Below are 18,036 nucleotides of genomic sequence, written 5' to 3'. Positions count from 1 at the left end.
TTAACTCTTTGCGTTTTTAAGCTCTAAATCCAAATAATATCCTGTATAAGATTTTGTTTTCTTATGATCTTTTGCAACTTTTTCCACGCTTCCTGTACTAATGATTTTTCCACCCTTTACTCCGCCTTCTGGACCCATATCGATAATATAATCAGCATTTTTAATCACATCTAAATTATGCTCTATCACAAAAACAGAATTTTTAAGATCGACTAAGTGTTGTAAAACTAAAATGAGTTTATTGACATCTTCAAAATGTAGCCCTGTGGTCGGCTCATCAAGTATGTAAAGCGTTTTTCCTGTGTCACTGCGGCTTAATTCTTTTGCAAGTTTTATCCTTTGCGCTTCACCCCCACTTAAAGTCGTTGCATTTTGTCCTAGGGTAAGATAATCAAGTCCGACTTTTACTAAGGTATCAAGTTTTTGTTTGATTTTTGGCACAGCTGCAAAAAATTCACTTGCTTCTAAAACGCTCATATTTAAAATTTCACTGATATTTTTACCTTTGTATTTAATCTCTAGTGTGGCATCATTATAGCGTTTGCCATGGCAAGTATCGCAAACCACCATTACATCGGGCAAGAAGTGCATTTCTATTTTAATCTCTCCATCGCCACTGCATTTCTCACATCTTCCACCCTTAACATTAAAAGAAAAACGCCCCGCTTTATAGCCTCGCATTTTAGCTTCTTTGGTAGCAGCAAAAAGATTGCGAATTTCATCCATGGCACCTGTATAAGTAGCAGGATTTGATCGCGGGGTTCGTCCTATAGGACTTTGATCAAGATAAATAACCTTATCTAGTTTTTCAAGCCCTTCAATCTGCACCCCACCTAATTTCTTTACTTTTTTGGCGCGGTTTAATTCTTCTTGTGCAAAAGGCAGTAAGGTTTGAAGTATGAGAGAGCTTTTTCCAGATCCTGAAACACCTGTGATCGCGACTAAATTTTGCAAAGGAAAAGAAACGCTTAGATCTTTGATATTATTGATATTTACATTTTTAAGTTCTAGCCATTCTTTTTGTTCTCTGTTTTGAAGCTGTGAAATTTGCTTCTTGCCGTTCATATAAAGTGCGGTTTCACTTTTGCTTTTTAAAAGTTCTTTATAAGTTCCAGCAAATACCACTTCGCCTCCAAATTTTCCTGCTTTTGGGCCAATATCTACGATAAAATCAGCTTCTTCTATAGTCATTTTATCGTGCTCTACGACAATTAGAGTATTGCCTTTTTGTTGTAAATTTCTTAAGGTTTTAATGAGTTTTGCTGTATCTCTTTCATGAAGTCCGATACTAGGTTCATCTAAAACATACATCACCCCACTTAAACCACTGCCAATTTGTGAAGCGATGCGAATTCTTTGTGCCTCACCTCCGCTAATCGTCCTTGCATCGCGTCCTAAAGATAAATAGCCTAGTCCTACATCATATAAAAAGAAAAGTCTTTCGTTGATTTCTTTTAATATGGGTTCAGAGATAAGTCTTTCTTGCTCGCTTAAATAAGAGAAATTTTTCTTATTTGCAAAAAAGCTAGTGCTATCTTCTATACTCATATCTAAAATTTCGCCTAGTCCTTTAGAGGCTATTTTTACGGCTAAACTTTCAGGTTTTAAACGATGACCTGCACAATCTTTGCAAATTTTTTCACTCATGTATTCTGCTAAGTCTTTTTCATCTTTTAGCATTTCATAAGCCATTTTTACCACACCTTCAAAGGTGCGTTTGAGGCGATTTCTTTTCCAAAAAAAGTCAATGGTTTTTGCATTTCCGTATAGCACAAGGCGTTTTTGTTCTTCGCTAAGTTCAGCAAAAGGGAGTTTAATAGGAATTTCATTTTGCTCGCAAAAAGCAATTAAAAATTTATAATAATAGCTTTTGTTAAATCCATACATTATTTTTACCGCGCCATTTTCAAGACTTAGGCTTTCATCGATGATTTTTTTCATATCTAGGGTATAGCGAATTCCAAGTCCATCACAGGCTTCACAAGCCCCTTTTGGAGAGTTAAAAGAAAAACTTAAAGGCTCAAGAGGAACAAAGGAAATTTTACAAGCAAAGCAAGCGGAGTGTTCGCTAAAGTGATAGTGCTTATTAAGTCCTACTTCATCGGGATTTAAGACTTCTATCTCGATTTCTCCAAAGCTTTCTTCCAAACCTTTTTCTATATCGCTTGCAAGGCGAGAAAGTAGATCTTCTTGTATTTCGAGTCTATCAATGACGAGTTTTATCGTATGTTTTTTAGTTTTTGAAAGTTCTATATCTTCATCAAGTCTTACTAAAACCCCATCAATTTGCGCTCTTACATAGCCTTTATTGCGCAAATTTTCAAGTAAATCCGCATAAGTTCCTTTTTTTTCACGCACCAAAGGAGCGTAGATGATGATTTTAGCTCCTTTTGGAAATTTTAAAATTTCTCCTACTATATCACTTGCACTCATAGATGAGATTTTTTGTCCGCATTGATGGCAATGCTGAATGCCCACTCTTGCATATAAAAGTCTTAAATAATCATAAATTTCAGTGATGGTTCCGACTGTAGAACGCGGATTTTTAGAAGTGGTTTTTTGATCAATCGCAATAGCAGGGGTTAAACCTTCGATTTTATCCACATCGGGTTTGCCTACCTTGTCTAAAAATTGTCTTGCATAAGCACTCAAACTTTCTATATAACGGCGTTGACCTTCGGCATAGAGTGTGCCAAAAGCAAGGGTTGATTTTCCACTACCGCTTAATCCTGTAAAAACAATGAGTTTATTTTTTGGAATTTCAAGATGAATATTTTTAAGATTATTTTCCTTTGCGCCAATGATTTTTATCGTATCATTCATAAGTTTTTCCTAAGCATTAAATAAATTTAACATTTTAACATAAAAATATAAAAATTATGTTTTTAAATTTTTTAGCATTTTAATGGATTAAAATGCTAAAATTCCAAGTTTTCTAAGCAGAGAAAGAGTGGTTGCAAGTATGGATAAAGCATATACGCAAAGTAAAATTTTTCTATGAGCTGAAATATGCATTTTTTCTATGATTTTTATACCTATAAAAACACCTATCATAGAAGCAAAACCTACTAAAACACCTTTGTGGATAACTTCAGCGTCAATTACACCTGAATTTGCAAAAGAGATGATACCAGAGATTGAAGCAAAAATAACAAAAAATAAAGAAAGCGAAACCACTTTTTTGCTATCATAGCCTAAGAAATAAGCTAAAATTGGAGCGATTAAAAGCCCTCCGCCTATACCTAAAGAAATAGCAAAAATTCCCGTAAAAGCTCCCGCTATAAATAAAATTCCATTTTTAACCCATACGCTTTTATGGCTTTTTACAACACTTTCTTTGATGCCAAAGGCATATTTGATAAAAAATACACAACTTACTCCTAAAAATATAGCAGTAAGAGCTACATCGCTTAAGGCTTGTAATAAAATTCCACTAAAACTTGCCCCCAAAAGACCGCCCAGTCCTATAACAATACCATCTTTGAGATTTAAATTCTTTTTTTTATAATTAATATAAGAACCAAAAATGGCCGCAAAGATCATCTGTAATACAGAAATTCCAATAGCATGATGAGCACTTGCTCCTAAAGCAAACATTGAGGGCACGATAATCATTCCCCCACCTATGCCAAAAAGTCCTGAAGTAATACCTGAAAATATACCTATAAAGATATAAGGCAAATCTGTAAAATTCATACTTTTTCCTAAATTTATATCGTTTGTTGATTAAATAAGGAGTAATTTTATCTTATCAAGCTTATCTTAGTTTTAAAATTTTTTATAATGTTTTACAAGGCTTATTTTGACAAAATATTTTCCACAGAGTTACATGGATTTATTTTTTTGAAAATGAAATAAATATTAAAGGATAATTTTATGTTTTTTTCTCTAAAATTAATAAAAGTCATCATAGTTTAAAATGAGGCTTAATTTTTTGAAAGGTAGAAGATGAATAAAAACGATTTTTTAAATAATTCTTTAATTTTAGTATCAACACACACTCTTCGTTTTTGGCGCTTCTAAGCTTCTTTTTTAACTTCTCAATATTTTTTTATTTTATTTTTTATAAAGGTTGTATTATGCTTGAAATGAAAGCAAATTTATATTATAGGCAAATTTTAAAAGAATTTCCTTCTTCTTACTTTGCTGAAGATTCTACTAGGGTTATTATAGGTATTGATTGCGATTTTTATGATGCTAAGGATATCACTCTTAGCGAATTAAAGGCGAAATTTTATGAAAATGCTTCAAGGGAGCAAATTTGCAAATATTCTGGATTTTTTGGTGTTTTTAGTGCAAATTTTATTTCTTTGTTTGAGAATTTACCCTCAAATGAAAATAAAAATTATGATTTTCCAAATTTTTTATTTGCCAATGCTAAAGCTTATTTGGTTTATGAAAAAACTAGCAAAATGTTTTTTAAATACGGAGAAAATAAGTATTTTGATTTTTTAAAAGAAGATTTTGTTTTCGATAAAAAAGTTTGCGAATATAAAATCTTGCAGGATTTTCAAGAAGAAAAAAGAGATTTTATCCAAAGTGTGGAAAAAGCCAAGGAATATCTTTTAAGCGGAGATATTTTTCAAGTGGTTTTAAGCAAGCAGCTTTGCATAGAGCATAATTTTGATAGTTTTGAATTTTATGAAACTTTAAGTGAGTTAAATCCTAGTGCTTATATGTTTTATTTTCCGACTCAATATGGGGTTGTGTTAGGTTCTTCTCCAGAGTTTTTACTGAAAATAAAAAACAAAGAAATTTTTTTAGCTCCTATAGCAGGTACTCGAAATTTGGATGAAAATTCAGATATTTTAAAATTAGAAAAAGATCTTTTAAGCGATGAAAAAGAATTGAGTGAGCATAAAATGCTTGTTGATTTAGCTAGAAATGATGCATCTAAATTCGGTACAAATACGCGAGTTGAAAATCTTTTTAGTATAACAAGAAATAAATTTGTCATGCATATAGTCAGTGAAGTTTATGCGACGATGGATAAGCAAGCCAATATTTTTGATATTATAGGAGCGGTTTTTCCAGCAGGAACTTTAAGTGGTGCCCCAAAGATTAGAGCTTTAGAAATTATCAATGAGCTTGAAAATTTAGACAGAGGAGTTTATGGAGGCGCTGTTGGGTTTTTAAATTTTAATGAAGATGTGGTTTTAGCTATTATCATAAGATCGGCTTTTTTTAAAGAAAATAAAGCTTTTATAGCAAGTGGAGCGGGTATAGTTTTACAAAGTGATCCACAAAAAGAATATGAAGAAATTTGCGCTAAGCGTAAAGCTTTATTAGTAAGTTTTGAAAAAATGGCTAAAAGGAGTTAAGATGATACTTTTAATTGATAATTATGATTCTTTTGTTTTCAATATCAAATCCATGCTCGAAAATGTATACAAGGGTGAAATTTTAGTTGTTCGAAACGATAAAATCACTCTTGATGAAATCAAAGCTTTAAATCCAAACTATATCATTTTAAGTCCTGGTCCAAAACACCCAAAAGATAGTGGAGTGTGTCTTGAAATTTTTAAATCACGACTCAACATCCCTACGCTTGGAATTTGCTTAGGACATCAAGCTTTGGGTTTTAGTTTTAAGGCCGAAATTGCTAAATTGCAAAACCCTATGCATGCAAAAAATTCCTTAATTAAAATTTATAATAAAGATACAATTTTTAAAGATTTTGAAGATGAGGTAAGTGTGATGCGTTATCACTCTTTAGAAGTTAAAAATTTGCCCGATGATTTTGAAATTTTGGCTTTGAGTGATGATAATGTTATCATGGCTATAAAACATAAAACTTTACCTTATTTTGGCGTGCAGTTTCATCCTGAAAGTTATTTTAGCGAATACGGAATCAAAATTTTTGCTAATTTTTTAAATCAAGAAAAAGCAGTTCAGGATAAAAAACATACTCTTGGATTTTATTTGCAAAAAATGAGTGAAAATCATTATTTAGAAAGTGAAGATTTTTCAGAAATTTGCAAGATTATTATGAGCAGGGATTATGAGCCTTTACAAGCGGCTGCTTTACTTGTTTTAATCAGTGAAAAATCCCTCAATCAAAAATCATTAAGCAGTCTTGTGCGTGAAATTTTGCGTTATTCTAAAACCTTTAGTGATGAAAGCGATATGATAGATATATGTGGTACTGGAGGAGATAATTTTAAAAGTATCAATGTTTCAACAGCAAGTGCTTTTATTTTAGCAGCTTTGGGGGTAAAAGTAGCAAAACATGGAAACAGAGCGATTTCTAGTTCAAGTGGAAGCACCGATGTTTTAGATGCTTTAGATGTAAAAATTCCTGATAATTTAGAATGTGCTTTAAATGATTTGCAAAATAAAAATTTAGCCTTTTTTCATGCCCCGTATTTTCATCCTTTAGTAGGTGAGCTAAGAGAGCTTAGGGCAAAGCTTGGCATAAGAACTGTATTTAATGTTTTAGGACCTTTACTTCATCCTAATTTAAAGCTTAAATATCAAATGATGGGAAATTATCATGCACCTGTGCATAAGCTTTTGGCTGAAGTTTTAAGATCACTAGGACGAAAAAGAGCTTTGGTGGTGCGTGGCAATGATGGCATGGATGAGATCAGTATTTGCGATGAAACAAAGATTTTTGAAGTAAGAGAGGGTGAAATTTATGAATACGGCGTTACACCCGAACAATTTGGTTTTAAGCGAGCTTTTCATAGTGAGATTATGGGTGGCAATGCTTATGAAAATGCTAAGGATTTAAAAGATATCTTAAGTGGAAAAATACAAGGGGCTAAATTTGATATCGTGGTTTTAAATTCTATGTTCGCACTTTATACAGCCAACAAAGTTTCAACACCTTTAAAAGCAAAAGATATTATTTTAGAGGCTATATATTCTGGCAAGGTGATGGAGTATTTTAGGAGTCTAAATGACAAAGCTTAAAATTTGTGGCATTAAGGATGAAAATAATGCCAAGGAAATCGCTGAATTAAATGTCGATTTCATGGGGCTTATTTTTGCAAAAAGCCCTAGACAGCTTAGTTTAGAACAAGCAATGAATTTAAGCGATATCATCCATGCGGGATTTAAAAAGAGTGTAGGAGTTTTTGTCGATGAAAATTTGGAATTTATTTTAAAAGCAATCAAACAAGCAAAGCTTGATGGAGTGCAAATTCATAGAAAAATCAGTGAATTTGAGTTTAAAACCTTAAAAGAAAGTGGAGTTTTTGTTTGGCAGGTTTTAAGTGTAGGGGATCGTTTGGAATTGGAAGAAAATATTTATGCGGATTTAATTTTATTTGATACTAAGGGAAAATTTCATGGAGGCAATGGGGAAAGTTTTAACTGGGATCTTTTGAAAGACTTTAAAAAAGATTTTGCCTTAGCAGGAGGCATAGGAACTCATAATATCAATGAAGCTTTAAGTTTAAAACCAAAAATCATAGACTTAAATTCAAAGATAGAAAAGGAAAATCATTTAAAAGATGTGGAAAAAATCAAGTATATTTTAAAGGAGATGAGAAAATGAAAAAGGCGTATTATGGTGAATTTGGTGGGCAGTTTTTGCCTGAGAGTGCGATGTTTGCTTTAAATGAGCTTGAAGATGCTTTTTTAAAATTTGCACAAGATAAAGCCTTTAAAAAAGAGCTTCAAGGCCTTTTAGCTACTTATGTAGGACGCCCCACTCCGCTTTATTTTGCTCGAAATTTAAGTAAAAAATACGGACATGAAATTTATCTTAAGCGTGAAGATTTAAACCATACAGGAGCACATAAAATCAACAATGCTATAGCTCAAGCACTTTTAGCAAAAAAAATGGGTAAGAAAAAAATCATTGCCGAAACAGGGGCAGGGCAGCATGGATTAGCAACTGCTACTGCTGCAGCACTTTTAGGACTTGAGTGTGAAATTTACATGGGAGCGACTGATGTGCAACGACAAGCTTTAAATGTTTATAAAATGGAGCTTTTAGGAGCTAAGGTTAATGCTATACAAAGTGGACTTAAAACCTTAAAAGAAGCTACAACTGCTGCTATCCAAGCTTGGGTGGGGGATATTAAAAATCTTTTTTATGTAGTTGGAAGTGCTGTAGGGCCTTATCCTTATCCTAAAATGGTTACACATTTTCAAAGTGTTATAGGAAAAGAATGCAAAAGTCAACTTAAAAAATTAGGTAAAAAAGTAGATTATATCATCGCTGCAGTAGGAGGTGGAAGTAATGCGGGTGGAATTTTTTACGAATTTATCAAAGATGAGAGTGTAAATCTTATTGGAATTGAAGCAGGGGGATTGGGTGTTGACACCCTTTATCATGCAGCAACTTTAACCAAGGGAAAAACAGGTATTATCCATGGTATGAAAACGAAGGTTTTGCAAGATGAATTAGGAAACATCTTACCTGTGCATAGTGTTTCTGCAGGACTTGATTATCCAGGAATTGGTCCTTTGCATGCTTTTTTATCTCAAAGCGGTAGGGCAAAATATTATGCCATTACCGATGAAGAATGCATGATGGCTTTAAAAATGCTTTGTAAGGAAGAGGGGATTATCCCTGCTATTGAGAGTTCTCATGCTTTGGCATTTTTGGAAAAACTTTGTCCTAAGTTAAACAAAAAGAGCGTGATAGTGGTTAATTTATCAGGTAGAGGCGATAAAGATATGCAAACGATTAGAGAATATAAAAAAGGAACAATTTATGGTTGATTTTACAAAATTTTACAAGGATAAGGCAAATGTAGCTTATATGGTTTTAGGCTATCCAAATTTAAAAATTAGTGAAGAGTTTTTAAAGCGTTTGGATGAAAGTTCGATCGATGTTTTGGAATTAGGAATCGCATATAGTGATCCTATTGCTGATGGTGAGATCATCGCCAATGCTGCAAAAATTGCCTTAGAACAAGGCGCAGACATTCATAAAATATTTGAGCTTTTAGCCAAAATAAAAACAAAAAAAGCCCTTGTTTTTATGGTGTATTATAATTTAATTTTTTCCTACGGCTTAGAAAATTTTGTTAAAAAAGCCAAGGCTTTGGGAATTTCTGCTTTGATAGTTCCTGAGCTAAGTTATGAAGAAAGTAAGCCTTTGTATAAAGAATGTCAAAAGTATGACATAGCTTTGATTACTCTTGTAAGCATTACAACTCCTAAAGAGCGTGTTAAAGAACTTGTAAAAAATGCTAAGGGTTTTATTTATTTACTTGCTAGTGTAGGCATAACAGGAGGACAAAGTGCGGATAATAAACTTTTGCAAGAAAAAATACAAGAAATCCGATCTTTCACACAACTGCCTATTTATGTTGGTTTTGGGGTAAAAAATAACACAGATGTAAGAAATATGCGTAAACTAGCCGATGGAGTGATAGTAGGAACGAATATAGTAAAGCTTTTTGCAAGCAATGATGTAAATCAAATTTTAAAAGGTGTAGAAGAAATTTTTGAAAAATAATTTTTTAAAACATATTTTTATTTTATATTTACTATAATTTTTAATTAAGTTTTTTATAAAGGTGATATTATGTTGAAAGTTCTTGAATATTCAATAACACATTTTTTTGAACATATCCTAAGACTTCATATCGAAAAGGCTGAAGATATAGTAGGTGAACTTTATGGAGCCAGTATTCCTGTAATGGAAAAAAGTGGTAGAGAATATCATTTTTATTTATTTTTTCCAAAAGAATTTCTACAAACAATTGCTAATGTTTTAGTTCGTGATGAAAAATTTAAAGAAGATGATTGGTGTGATTTAAGTAAAGAATGCGCCAATCAAATCATAGGTTATGCAAAAAATTTACTCAATGATGCTAAGGGAGATGATGAGTATAAACTTGGCATACCAGAGTATTTAGGTAGGGTTGATTTTTCATCTATTATATTAGATGAATCTTTAACTTATAGCTTTGAAAATCATTATTTTAGAATAGGATATTGTAAATAATGGGCAGTGACATTGATTTTGGAGATCGTCACGGACTTTTGCAGTCTTATGAAGATATCTTAGATATCACAGTAGATTTTGTTAGTGAGCTTGGCACTACCAATATGAGTGTAGCCGAACTTTTAAAACTTGAAGTAGGTTCGGTTATCGATCTTGAAAAACCTGCTGGGGAAAGTGTTGAATTGTATATCAATAAGCGCATCTTTGGTAAGGGCGAAGTTATGGTTTATGAGAAAAATTTAGCAATTAGAATTAATGAAATTCTAGATTCTAAAACCGTACTTCAATATTTCAAAAAAGAAATTTAATGAAAGTTTTATTATTAAGCATACTCGCACTGCCCCTTTTTGCTGTAGAATTAATCAGTTATAATATTTACGATAGAAATGATAGAGTAGATTTAATGCTATCTTTTGATAGTGCTTATGGGGGTAAAATTTCTCAGAAAAAAGAAAAAAATCTTACTCTTTTAACCTTGAGTGATTTAAAATACAGCAAAGAAGAACTCAAAAGTTTAAATTCAGGACTTGTGGATAAGATCAGTATCAGTTCTAAAGATAATAATACATATATCATGCTACAGAACAAAGAGCCAATCTCCTTAGAATTAAGCTCTATTAATGATAAATTTGGAGTTAGGATAAGAGCGGTTCAGCAAGGTAAAGAAAGCATAAATCCTGAACAAAGCAATTTAAGTACAAATGAAGAGCCGATTTTAAATTCTAAAAAGACAAGCTTAGAAGGCTATGATTATACAAATTACATTTTAGTAATGCTGGTTTTATTTGTCTTGCTTATAGTGCTTTGGTGGCTTAAGAGAACTTTAGCTTTTAAAAATACGGGTGTTACTAGAGATTTTCGTATGGTATTTCAAAGATTTTTAGATAAAAATAATCAATTGATAGTTTTTGAATACGCAAGCAAGCGTTATACTATGATAGTGGGCAATTCTAATATTGTATTAGAAGAGATTGAAATTCCAGATTATGAGCCAAAGGTTACAGAAAAATCTGAAAAAAATTTTGATTCTTTCTTTGAAGAGAATAAAAAGCGTATCCAAAGTCTTATAGAGCAACGCCAAAAGAATAAAAAATCTTAAGGCTTTTGATTGATAGCTAAGGCTATCGTGGCTGGTTTGGTGATTTTTTTCAGTTCATCTTTAGGTAGATCAAGAATTTTTGACTCACTATAAATATAAAGTGTATTGTTGACAAAAGCAATTTCGATTTTATTTTCATTTGTGCTTAGTATTTTAGCTAAGCTAAGAATAAAATTCAACCAAGAAATGATATGCGTGTTTGGCAAAAGCTGTCTATAGGGCTCAAGATTATAAGGATTTACCTTCTTGCCATTTAATTTAATAAGAGTTGCAATCAACACTTTTTCTTGGTGTGAAAAGCCATAATTTAATCCATTTAAAATAAAATATGCAGAGTGTTCATTAGCAAAGTAAAAATTCAAATATTCACCCAAATGACAAAGTTTTGCGGCATTTAATAGGCTTTGTTGATATTTTTCATGGATTTTATGAAGACCCTGTAAGACTTTAAAAATTTGTATAGAAAAATAAGGTGTTTTGTTGTTTATATTTCCTTGAAGAAATCTATCTTGTAGAGATTTTAAACTAGGGTTAAAATTTACAGGAAAAGTGTGTTTAGGGCGTAGCAAATCTTGCAAGTACACACCCTCGCGAATGCCTACCCCGCTAGTAATGATTTGTTTGGCTTTGAGTTTTTCTGCTATTTTTAGAAAGATAAAAATACCCTCTTTAATAGTATCAAAACGATCTTTTTTGATACCAAAATTAATCAATGCATCTGCTTTAGAGTTAAAAATCTTCAAGATATGCTCTTTTTCATCTTCGAGCATATATCTAAAATCATGTATATTTTTTAAGGGATAAGAGTTTTTTTGCATAATGGAATTTGAAATGGCTCTTAAACTTCCACCTATTGCAATGAGATTTTGATTGCAAAATTCAGAAGGGATTTGTTCTAAAATGGGTTTGATAAAATCATCTAAAGCATCTGCTTTACCTTTATCATAGAACAATTCTTTTAATCTAACCGTTCCTAAGTCTAATGAAATACAAGAGATGATTTTATTGTTTTTTATAAGACAAAGTTCGCTTGAACCTCCACCTATGTCAAGTGTGGTGCCATCTTTAAAAGGACTTAATAAATTTAAGGTTGCAAGACCGCCAAGATAACTTTCGTTTTTTCCATCAATACATCGAATATTTAAGTTTAGCTTATCTTTAATTCTTTTAATAAAATCTTTAGAATTTGGAGCATCTCTTAAAGCTGAAGTACCTATAATGAATATTTTTTTACATTTGTGTTTGAGCGCACATTGTTTAAAAAAAGCTAGAGCATTTTCAGCCCTTTGCATAGAGTCTTCTTGAAGAATTTTGCCATTGTTATAAGCATTTTCTCCAAGTCTAACTTTGCGTTTGTATTCACAAGTAGTATAAAAACTATATCTCGAAGTTTTTTCAAAAACCACCATTCTAATGGAATTTGATCCTAAGTCTACAACAGCGGTTTTTTTTGCCATTAAAATTCTCTATTACGATTTTTTAATTTTAACTCTTCTATGCTTTCAACATTATCAGGATCAGGTATGATACATTCATAAGGACATGCCACTATACAAGCAGGTTCTGAAAAATCATTAACACACTCTGAACAAAGATCAGCATCAATCACATAGATAGGACTATGTTCATAAATAGCCTCATCCGGACACTCTTCTCTACAAGCATCACAACATACGCAATCTTTAGTAATCAAAAGAGCCATTATCACCTTTCAAAATTTTAAAAATAATTTTTAGTTTATACAATAACAAAACTTAAATAAAATATAAAAAATAAATATAAAGATAAAAATTTTGCACCAAAGGGTGCAAAATGCTTAGGATTTTTTAGGAAAACAGAAGCGATATCCTCTGCGTCTAACAGTTTCTATAGTAGAGATATTTAAAGGTTTGTCCATTTTTTGGCGTATTTGATTGATCGCTACTTCAATTACATTAGGCGTAACAAGTTCAGGTTCTTCCCAAATAGCATCTAAAAGTTGTTCTTTAGATACAATTTGATCTGAATGTCTTGCTAAATGAGTTAAAACTTCAAAAGGCTTTCCTTTAAGTTCTATATCTTGGCCTTTATAGGTTATTTTCTCTTCATCAGGGTCAATAACTAAATCTTCTATTTTGATTACATTTGTACCACCAAGTCTAAGTCTTGCTTCTATTCTGGCCAATAAAATATCAAAATCTAAAGGTTTTTTTACAAAATCATCTGCTCCAGCTTTGAGTGCTTTAATTTCTGTATCTTTATCTGCTTTTGCAGACATGATCATCACAGAAGTTCTTGGAGACTTATGCTTAATTGTATTGACAAGTTCTGCACCATCGCCATCAGGCAAATTCCAGCTTGCAAGTACTAAGTCGTAGTGTCTTATACCGATAAAATATTCACCGTCTTTGAAATTTTCTGAAGAGTCAGTTTGATAACCAAATTCATTAAGATTATCTATAATAGTTTTATTAAGGCTAATCTCATCCTCTATAACTAAAATCCTCATCATTATATCCTTCATTAAGAAATTTTTAAAAAAGTATAACATAGTTTAAGTAAATGTTTAGATATCTTTAAACAAAATTTAATAAAATTTTTTTAATTTTACACCAACTCTTGCATTTTTGATTATTTCAGGTTTATAAGTTTTGATTTTAATATAGTAAATTTGCGGAAATTTTCTATGTAATTTCGCACAAACAAATTCTAAAGATTCTTCTAGGGTAAGAAATTGTTCTTTTTTATAGTATTTTTTGATTTTTTTTGATACCTTGGCATAATCTAAAAAATCATTTGCTTTAGCTGTAAGATAAATACAAACCTTTTGTTTTTTCTTGCGTTCAAATTTTAATATTCCTATAATGCATTTAAACTGCATTTTGATATTTATATGACTTTGCATTCTTCTTTAAAAACCAATCTTTTGATATTGGGTAAGTGTTTATAAATGATTATAAAAGCTATAATAAATACAGGTGCATGCGTTTTTATAGTTTGCATATCATAATTAAAGATAAAAGAACTTCCTATAAAAACTAATAAAGCCAATAAAGACGCTAAGGATGAAATTTTAAAAATTTTACCCACGATAAACCAAACTATAAATGCTGTTATGAGTTCCAAAGGTAAAAGTACTATCATAGCACCCGCTCCAGTTGCAACCCCTTTGCCGCCTTCAAATAAAAGATAGATGGAAAAGCAATGTCCAAATACCGTTAAAACTGCGACAGTCCAAAGTAAATTTAAATCATAATTTAAAAATTTAAGTACGAGTAAGGGTATAGTTGCTTTTGCAAAGTCTAAAACAATAGTAGCGATTGCAAGTTTTTTAGCTAAAGCTGGATCTTTTTCTTTAACAACCCTTAATACATTGGTTGCGCCTATACTTTTTGAGCCTTGATTTTGTATATTGATTTGAGCAAATTGCTTGGCTAAAATTAAACCAAAAGGAATAGAGCCTAAAAGATAAGCAATTGCATAAATGATTAAATTTTCCATTATTAACCTTAAGAAATAATTGAAGCATTATATGCAAAAAAAATAAATAAATCAAAAAAATAGGATATATTTTGTATTAATTAATTATTAATATTATTTAATAATTTTTATAAATATTTAAGTAATAAAGCTATATTATTTTAGTTTAAGTTTATATCTAAAAGTAAAGGAGTTTGTAAATGAAAGTCAAATCGTTATTGATTGCATCATTAGTTGCTTTTTCAAGTTTAAATGCTCAAAGTCTTATAGAAGAGGCTAAAAATTCAGGTTTAGTTGCCTTACCAAAAGATCAAAAAGGCGTGGATGAGATTTTGAAAGCAAATGGAGTAAAGGCTACTGAATTTACTCTTGATAAAGTTGAGCTTGGTAAAAAACTTTATTTTGAGCCTCGCCTTTCAAAAAGTGGAATTATTTCATGTAATACCTGTCACAATCTAGGACTTGGTGGAGCTGATGGTATTAGTGCGGCAGTGGGACATAAATGGACTGCAAACCCTCATCATTTAAATTCCCCAACTGTATATAATGCTGTTTTAAACACGACTCAATTTTGGGATGGGCGTGCAGGAACTTTAGCGGATCAGGCCAAAGGACCTATTGAATCTGAAGCTGAAATGGCAACTCCAGCAAAATTAGCTGTAGAAAAAATCGCTTCTTTACCTGAATATGTTAAAGAATTTAAGAAAATTTATGGCAAAAGCGGTGTGAATTTTGACAATATTGCTGATGCGATAGCAAATTTTGAAAGAACTTTAATCACTCCATCTCGCTTTGATAATTTCTTAAATGGAGATGAAAAAGCTTTAACTAAAGAGGAGCAAAAAGGTTTAAAACTTTTCATTGACAAAGGTTGTGTAGCTTGTCATAATGGTGTGAATTTAGGTGGAAATATGCAAGCATTTGAGGTTGCAGGTAAGTATAAATTTGCAAATTTGGGTGATTTTAAAGGAGATGAAAATGGCATGGTTAAAACTCCAACTTTAAGAAATGTAGTTGAGACAGCTCCATATTTCCACAATGGTGCGATATGGAAATTAACCGATGCAATTAAAGAAATGGGTAGTGTGCAACTTGGCATTCAAATTTCTGATAAAGAGGCAAAAAGTATAGAAACTTTCTTAAAATCTTTAACTGGAACTAAACCAGCAGTGGTTTATCCTCAACTCCCTGTTTCTACAGAAAAAACTCCAAAGCCTGAACTATAAGGCTTATCAAACCCTAAATCTTTTTAGGGTTTGTTTAAATTTCTTTATCCTAGCTTTGCTATAATTTCTAGAATTTCATTGAGAAAGGTTTAATGATGAAACTTTTTGGGACAGATGGCGTTCGTGGAAAAGCGGGCGAATTTTTAGATAGTTTTTTAGCTATGCGTCTTGCTATGGCCGCTGGAATTTATTTTAAAGATAAGAGTGTTACAAATAATATTTTAGTAGGTAAAGATACAAGAAGAAGTGGTTATATGATAGAAAATGCTATTGTTTCAGGTCTTACTTCTATAGGATATAATGTGATACAAATAGGCCCTATGCCAACACCTGCAATTGCATTTTTAACTGAAGATATGCGTTGTGATGCGGGTATTATGATTTCAGCTTCACACAATCCTTATTATGATAACGGGATTAAATTTTTTGATGCACATGGGAATAAGCTTAGCGAAGATATAGAAAAAAAGATTGAAGAAATTTATTATGATGATAAGCTTATCCAAAGCTCTAAAGTTGATATGGAGAAAATTGGCCAGGCTAAAAGAATTGATGATGTTATAGGAAGATATATTGTTTCTATTAAGAATTCCTTCCCTAAGGATTTAACTCTAAAATCATTGCGTGTAGTTTTAGATGTAGCTCATGGAGCGGCTTATAAGGTAGCTCCGACTGTTTTTAAAGAACTGGGAGCTGAAGTTATAGTGATGAGTGATAAACCTAATGGGCTTAATATCAATGAAAATTGTGGAGCCTTGTATCCTTCAAATTTAGCCGCTGAAGTAAAGCGTTTGCGTGCAGATGTTGGTTTTGCTTTTGATGGAGATGCGGATCGTTTGGTAGTGGTAGATGAAAAGGGTGAAGTAGCAAATGGAGATAGCCTGCTTGGAGTTTTAGCTCTTTTCTTAAAAGAACAGGGCAAATTAAAATCCAGTGTGGTAGCTACTATCATGAGCAATGGGGCTTTGAAAGAATTTTTAAATGGACATGGTATAGAGCTCGATACTTGTAATGTAGGCGATAAATATGTACTTGAGAAATTAAAAGTTAGGGGTGGAAACTTTGGCGGAGAGCAAAGTGGGCATATTATTTTTAGCGATTATGCAAAAACAGGCGATGGTCTTATAGCAGCTTTGCAATTTAGTGCTTTGATGCTTTGCAAGAAAAAGTCCGCAAGTACTATTTTAGGACAAATCAAACCTTATCCTCAACTTTTAACCAATCTTAAAATTTCAGAAAAAAAAGATTTGGATAAAATTAAAGGTTTGAAGGAATTAAAACAAGATTTGGAAAATAAAAATATTAATGTGTTATTTCGCTATTCTGGAACAGAAAATTTGATCAGACTTTTACTAGAAGCTAAAGATGCTAAAATTTTAGAAAAAGAAATGAAAAATGTAGTTGAATTTTTCAAGAAAGCATTAAATGGTTAAAAGATATAAAACTATCTTGATCTTCATTTTAGTTTTTATTGCAGTTTTTGCTTTTGATCAGTGGGTAAAATCTTTAACTTTATCGGGTTTGCGTTGGCAAAGTGAGTATTTGGATTTAACTTATGCTCTAAACACAGGAGTTGCTTTTTCTATGTTTAGTTTTTTAGAGCATTATTTAAAATATTTACATTTAGCCTTGATATTGGCGCTTGTTATATACCTTTTGTGGCAAAAACAATTCTTAAGAGAACATTTAGTGGCTTTTGGTATGATGCTAGGGGCGGGGTGTTCGAATTTGCTTGACCGTTTTATACACGGGGGAGTAGTGGATATGTTTTTTTGGCATAAATGGTTTCATTTTGCTATTTTTAATGTAGCAGATGTGATGATAAACATAAGCGTTGCCTTAATCTTAATAAAAGAAATTTTTATAAAAAAGGAAAAAAATGACAGAATGGATTAATGAGTATTATTCTTGGATTAAATGGGTGCATTATTTAGCATTTGTTTCTTGGATGGCAGGACTTTTTTATTTGCCTCGTTTGTTTGTATATCATGCAGAAAATAAAAACAATAAAGGTTTTGTTGATGTTGTAAAGATACAAGAAAGAAGACTTTATTTTGGTATACAAAATCCAGCGATGATAGCAACGGTTATTAGTGGGAGTTTAATGTTACATGCTCATAAAGAAGTTTTGATGGTGGGTTCTGGCTTTATGCATGCAAAACTTACCTGTGCTACGCTTTTAATCATTTTTCATATACATAATTATTTTTGCTTAAAAGCTTTGGCGAATGATACTTCTACAAAAAGCGGAAGATATTTTAGAATTTATAATGAATTTCCTACTTTAATGTTTATTATCATTGCTTTAATGATGGTGATTCGTCCGTTTTAATTTTCATTTC

General features: G+C 31.7%; 19 protein-coding genes. 12 read left to right on the top strand and 7 right to left on the bottom strand.

Translation table 11 applies throughout. The features are described 5' to 3' along the window. Together uvrA and KAR67_RS04070 are read right to left on the bottom strand one after the other, a co-directional pair. A complete protein-coding gene (gene uvrA / locus KAR67_RS04075) occupies positions 1 to 2,823 on the bottom strand; it encodes an excinuclease ABC subunit UvrA (RefSeq protein ID WP_002778228.1) in 2,823 nt (940 codons plus the stop codon). Between the two features lie 87 nt (positions 2,824 to 2,910). After that, positions 2,911 to 3,696 (bottom strand): sulfite exporter TauE/SafE family protein, encoded by a 786-nt coding sequence (locus tag KAR67_RS04070; RefSeq protein ID WP_002778230.1) that lies wholly within the window; start codon positions 3,694 to 3,696, stop codon positions 2,911 to 2,913. Between the two features lie 383 nt (positions 3,697 to 4,079). Here KAR67_RS04070 and KAR67_RS04065 point away from each other — a divergent pair, with 383 nt between their 5' ends. The 8 genes from KAR67_RS04065 to KAR67_RS04030 all read left to right on the top strand — a co-directional run bounded on the left by KAR67_RS04065 (position 4,080) and on the right by KAR67_RS04030 (position 11,009). Further along, positions 4,080 to 5,321 carry an anthranilate synthase component I family protein gene (locus KAR67_RS04065; RefSeq protein ID WP_002778232.1) on the top strand — a complete coding sequence of 414 codons (1,242 nt, stop codon included), beginning with the start codon at positions 4,080 to 4,082 and terminating at the stop codon, positions 5,319 to 5,321. A 1-nt stretch (position 5,322) separates the two neighbouring features. After that, a complete protein-coding gene (gene trpD / locus KAR67_RS04060) occupies positions 5,323 to 6,915 on the top strand; it encodes an anthranilate phosphoribosyltransferase (protein ID WP_002778234.1) in 1,593 nt (530 codons plus the stop codon). After that, on the top strand, positions 6,902 to 7,501 hold the full coding sequence (locus KAR67_RS04055) for a phosphoribosylanthranilate isomerase (protein ID WP_002778236.1): 600 nt from the start codon (positions 6,902 to 6,904) through the stop codon (positions 7,499 to 7,501). Before trpD ends, KAR67_RS04055 begins: the two co-directional genes overlap by 14 nt. Continuing rightward, positions 7,498 to 8,676, top strand: a complete 1,179-nt coding sequence (gene trpB, locus KAR67_RS04050) for a tryptophan synthase subunit beta (RefSeq protein ID WP_002778237.1) — start codon at positions 7,498 to 7,500, stop codon at positions 8,674 to 8,676. The genes KAR67_RS04055 and trpB overlap by 4 nt, the downstream gene beginning before the upstream one ends. Beyond that, positions 8,669 to 9,418, top strand: a complete 750-nt coding sequence (gene trpA / locus KAR67_RS04045; RefSeq protein ID WP_002778239.1) for a tryptophan synthase subunit alpha — start codon at positions 8,669 to 8,671, stop codon at positions 9,416 to 9,418. Before trpB ends, trpA begins: the two co-directional genes overlap by 8 nt. Before the next feature lie 69 nt (positions 9,419 to 9,487). Then, entirely contained in the window at positions 9,488 to 9,910 is a 423-nt protein-coding gene (locus KAR67_RS04040) for a chemotaxis protein CheX (protein WP_002778240.1), read from the top strand. Then, positions 9,910 to 10,218, top strand: a complete 309-nt coding sequence (fliN, locus tag KAR67_RS04035) for a flagellar motor switch protein FliN (protein WP_002778241.1) — start codon at positions 9,910 to 9,912, stop codon at positions 10,216 to 10,218. Before KAR67_RS04040 ends, fliN begins: the two co-directional genes overlap by 1 nt. Further along, complete coding sequence (locus tag KAR67_RS04030; RefSeq protein ID WP_002783178.1) at positions 10,218 to 11,009, top strand: hypothetical protein; 792 nt, start codon at positions 10,218 to 10,220, stop codon at positions 11,007 to 11,009. The genes fliN and KAR67_RS04030 overlap by 1 nt, the downstream gene beginning before the upstream one ends. Here the strand turns inward: KAR67_RS04030 and KAR67_RS04025 are convergent. The 5 genes from KAR67_RS04025 to plsY all read right to left on the bottom strand — a co-directional run bounded on the left by KAR67_RS04025 (position 11,006) and on the right by plsY (position 14,489). After that, on the bottom strand, positions 11,006 to 12,466 hold the full coding sequence (locus KAR67_RS04025) for a Ppx/GppA phosphatase family protein (protein WP_002783176.1): 1,461 nt from the start codon (positions 12,464 to 12,466) through the stop codon (positions 11,006 to 11,008). The two genes, KAR67_RS04030 and KAR67_RS04025, sit on opposite strands and share 4 nt — an antisense overlap. Next, the gene (locus tag KAR67_RS04020; RefSeq protein WP_002778244.1) at positions 12,466 to 12,711 is read right to left on the bottom strand and encodes a YfhL family 4Fe-4S dicluster ferredoxin; all 246 of its coding nucleotides are present in this window, start codon (positions 12,709 to 12,711) and stop codon (positions 12,466 to 12,468) included. The genes KAR67_RS04025 and KAR67_RS04020 overlap by 1 nt, the downstream gene beginning before the upstream one ends. 114 nt (positions 12,712 to 12,825) lie before the next feature. After that, on the bottom strand, positions 12,826 to 13,497 hold the full coding sequence (gene hsrA, locus KAR67_RS04015; RefSeq protein ID WP_002778246.1) for a homeostatic response regulator transcription factor HsrA: 672 nt from the start codon (positions 13,495 to 13,497) through the stop codon (positions 12,826 to 12,828). Positions 13,498 to 13,575: 78 nt separating this feature from the next. After that, entirely contained in the window at positions 13,576 to 13,893 is a 318-nt protein-coding gene (locus KAR67_RS04010) for a dihydroneopterin aldolase (RefSeq protein WP_002780678.1), read from the bottom strand. Further along, positions 13,878 to 14,489, bottom strand: coding sequence for a glycerol-3-phosphate 1-O-acyltransferase PlsY (plsY, locus tag KAR67_RS04005; RefSeq protein ID WP_002778250.1), 612 nt, complete (start codon positions 14,487 to 14,489; stop codon positions 13,878 to 13,880). Before plsY ends, KAR67_RS04010 begins: the two co-directional genes overlap by 16 nt. A 179-nt stretch (positions 14,490 to 14,668) precedes the next feature. On the opposite strand from plsY, the gene KAR67_RS04000 reads away from it, so the two are divergent. From KAR67_RS04000 to hemJ, 4 genes are all read left to right on the top strand, one after another. Then, a complete protein-coding gene (locus tag KAR67_RS04000; protein WP_002778252.1) occupies positions 14,669 to 15,694 on the top strand; it encodes a cytochrome-c peroxidase in 1,026 nt (341 codons plus the stop codon). Between the two features lie 95 nt (positions 15,695 to 15,789). Beyond that, the gene (glmM, locus tag KAR67_RS03995; protein ID WP_002780681.1) at positions 15,790 to 17,127 is read left to right on the top strand and encodes a phosphoglucosamine mutase; all 1,338 of its coding nucleotides are present in this window, start codon (positions 15,790 to 15,792) and stop codon (positions 17,125 to 17,127) included. Continuing rightward, positions 17,120 to 17,590 (top strand): signal peptidase II, encoded by a 471-nt coding sequence (lspA, locus tag KAR67_RS03990; RefSeq protein WP_002778269.1) that lies wholly within the window; start codon positions 17,120 to 17,122, stop codon positions 17,588 to 17,590. The genes glmM and lspA overlap by 8 nt, the downstream gene beginning before the upstream one ends. After that, positions 17,574 to 18,026, top strand: a complete 453-nt coding sequence (gene hemJ / locus KAR67_RS03985; RefSeq protein WP_002778272.1) for a protoporphyrinogen oxidase HemJ — start codon at positions 17,574 to 17,576, stop codon at positions 18,024 to 18,026. The genes lspA and hemJ overlap by 17 nt, the downstream gene beginning before the upstream one ends. Positions 18,027 to 18,036 lie beyond the last annotated feature (10 nt).

The sequence above is a fragment of the Campylobacter sp. JH32 genome, assembly GCF_017846535.1.
Lineage (GTDB): Bacteria > Campylobacterota > Campylobacteria > Campylobacterales > Campylobacteraceae > Campylobacter_D > Campylobacter_D coli.
Note: the sequence above shows the minus strand (reverse complement) of the source record. Positions and strands in the feature narration are given on the sequence as shown.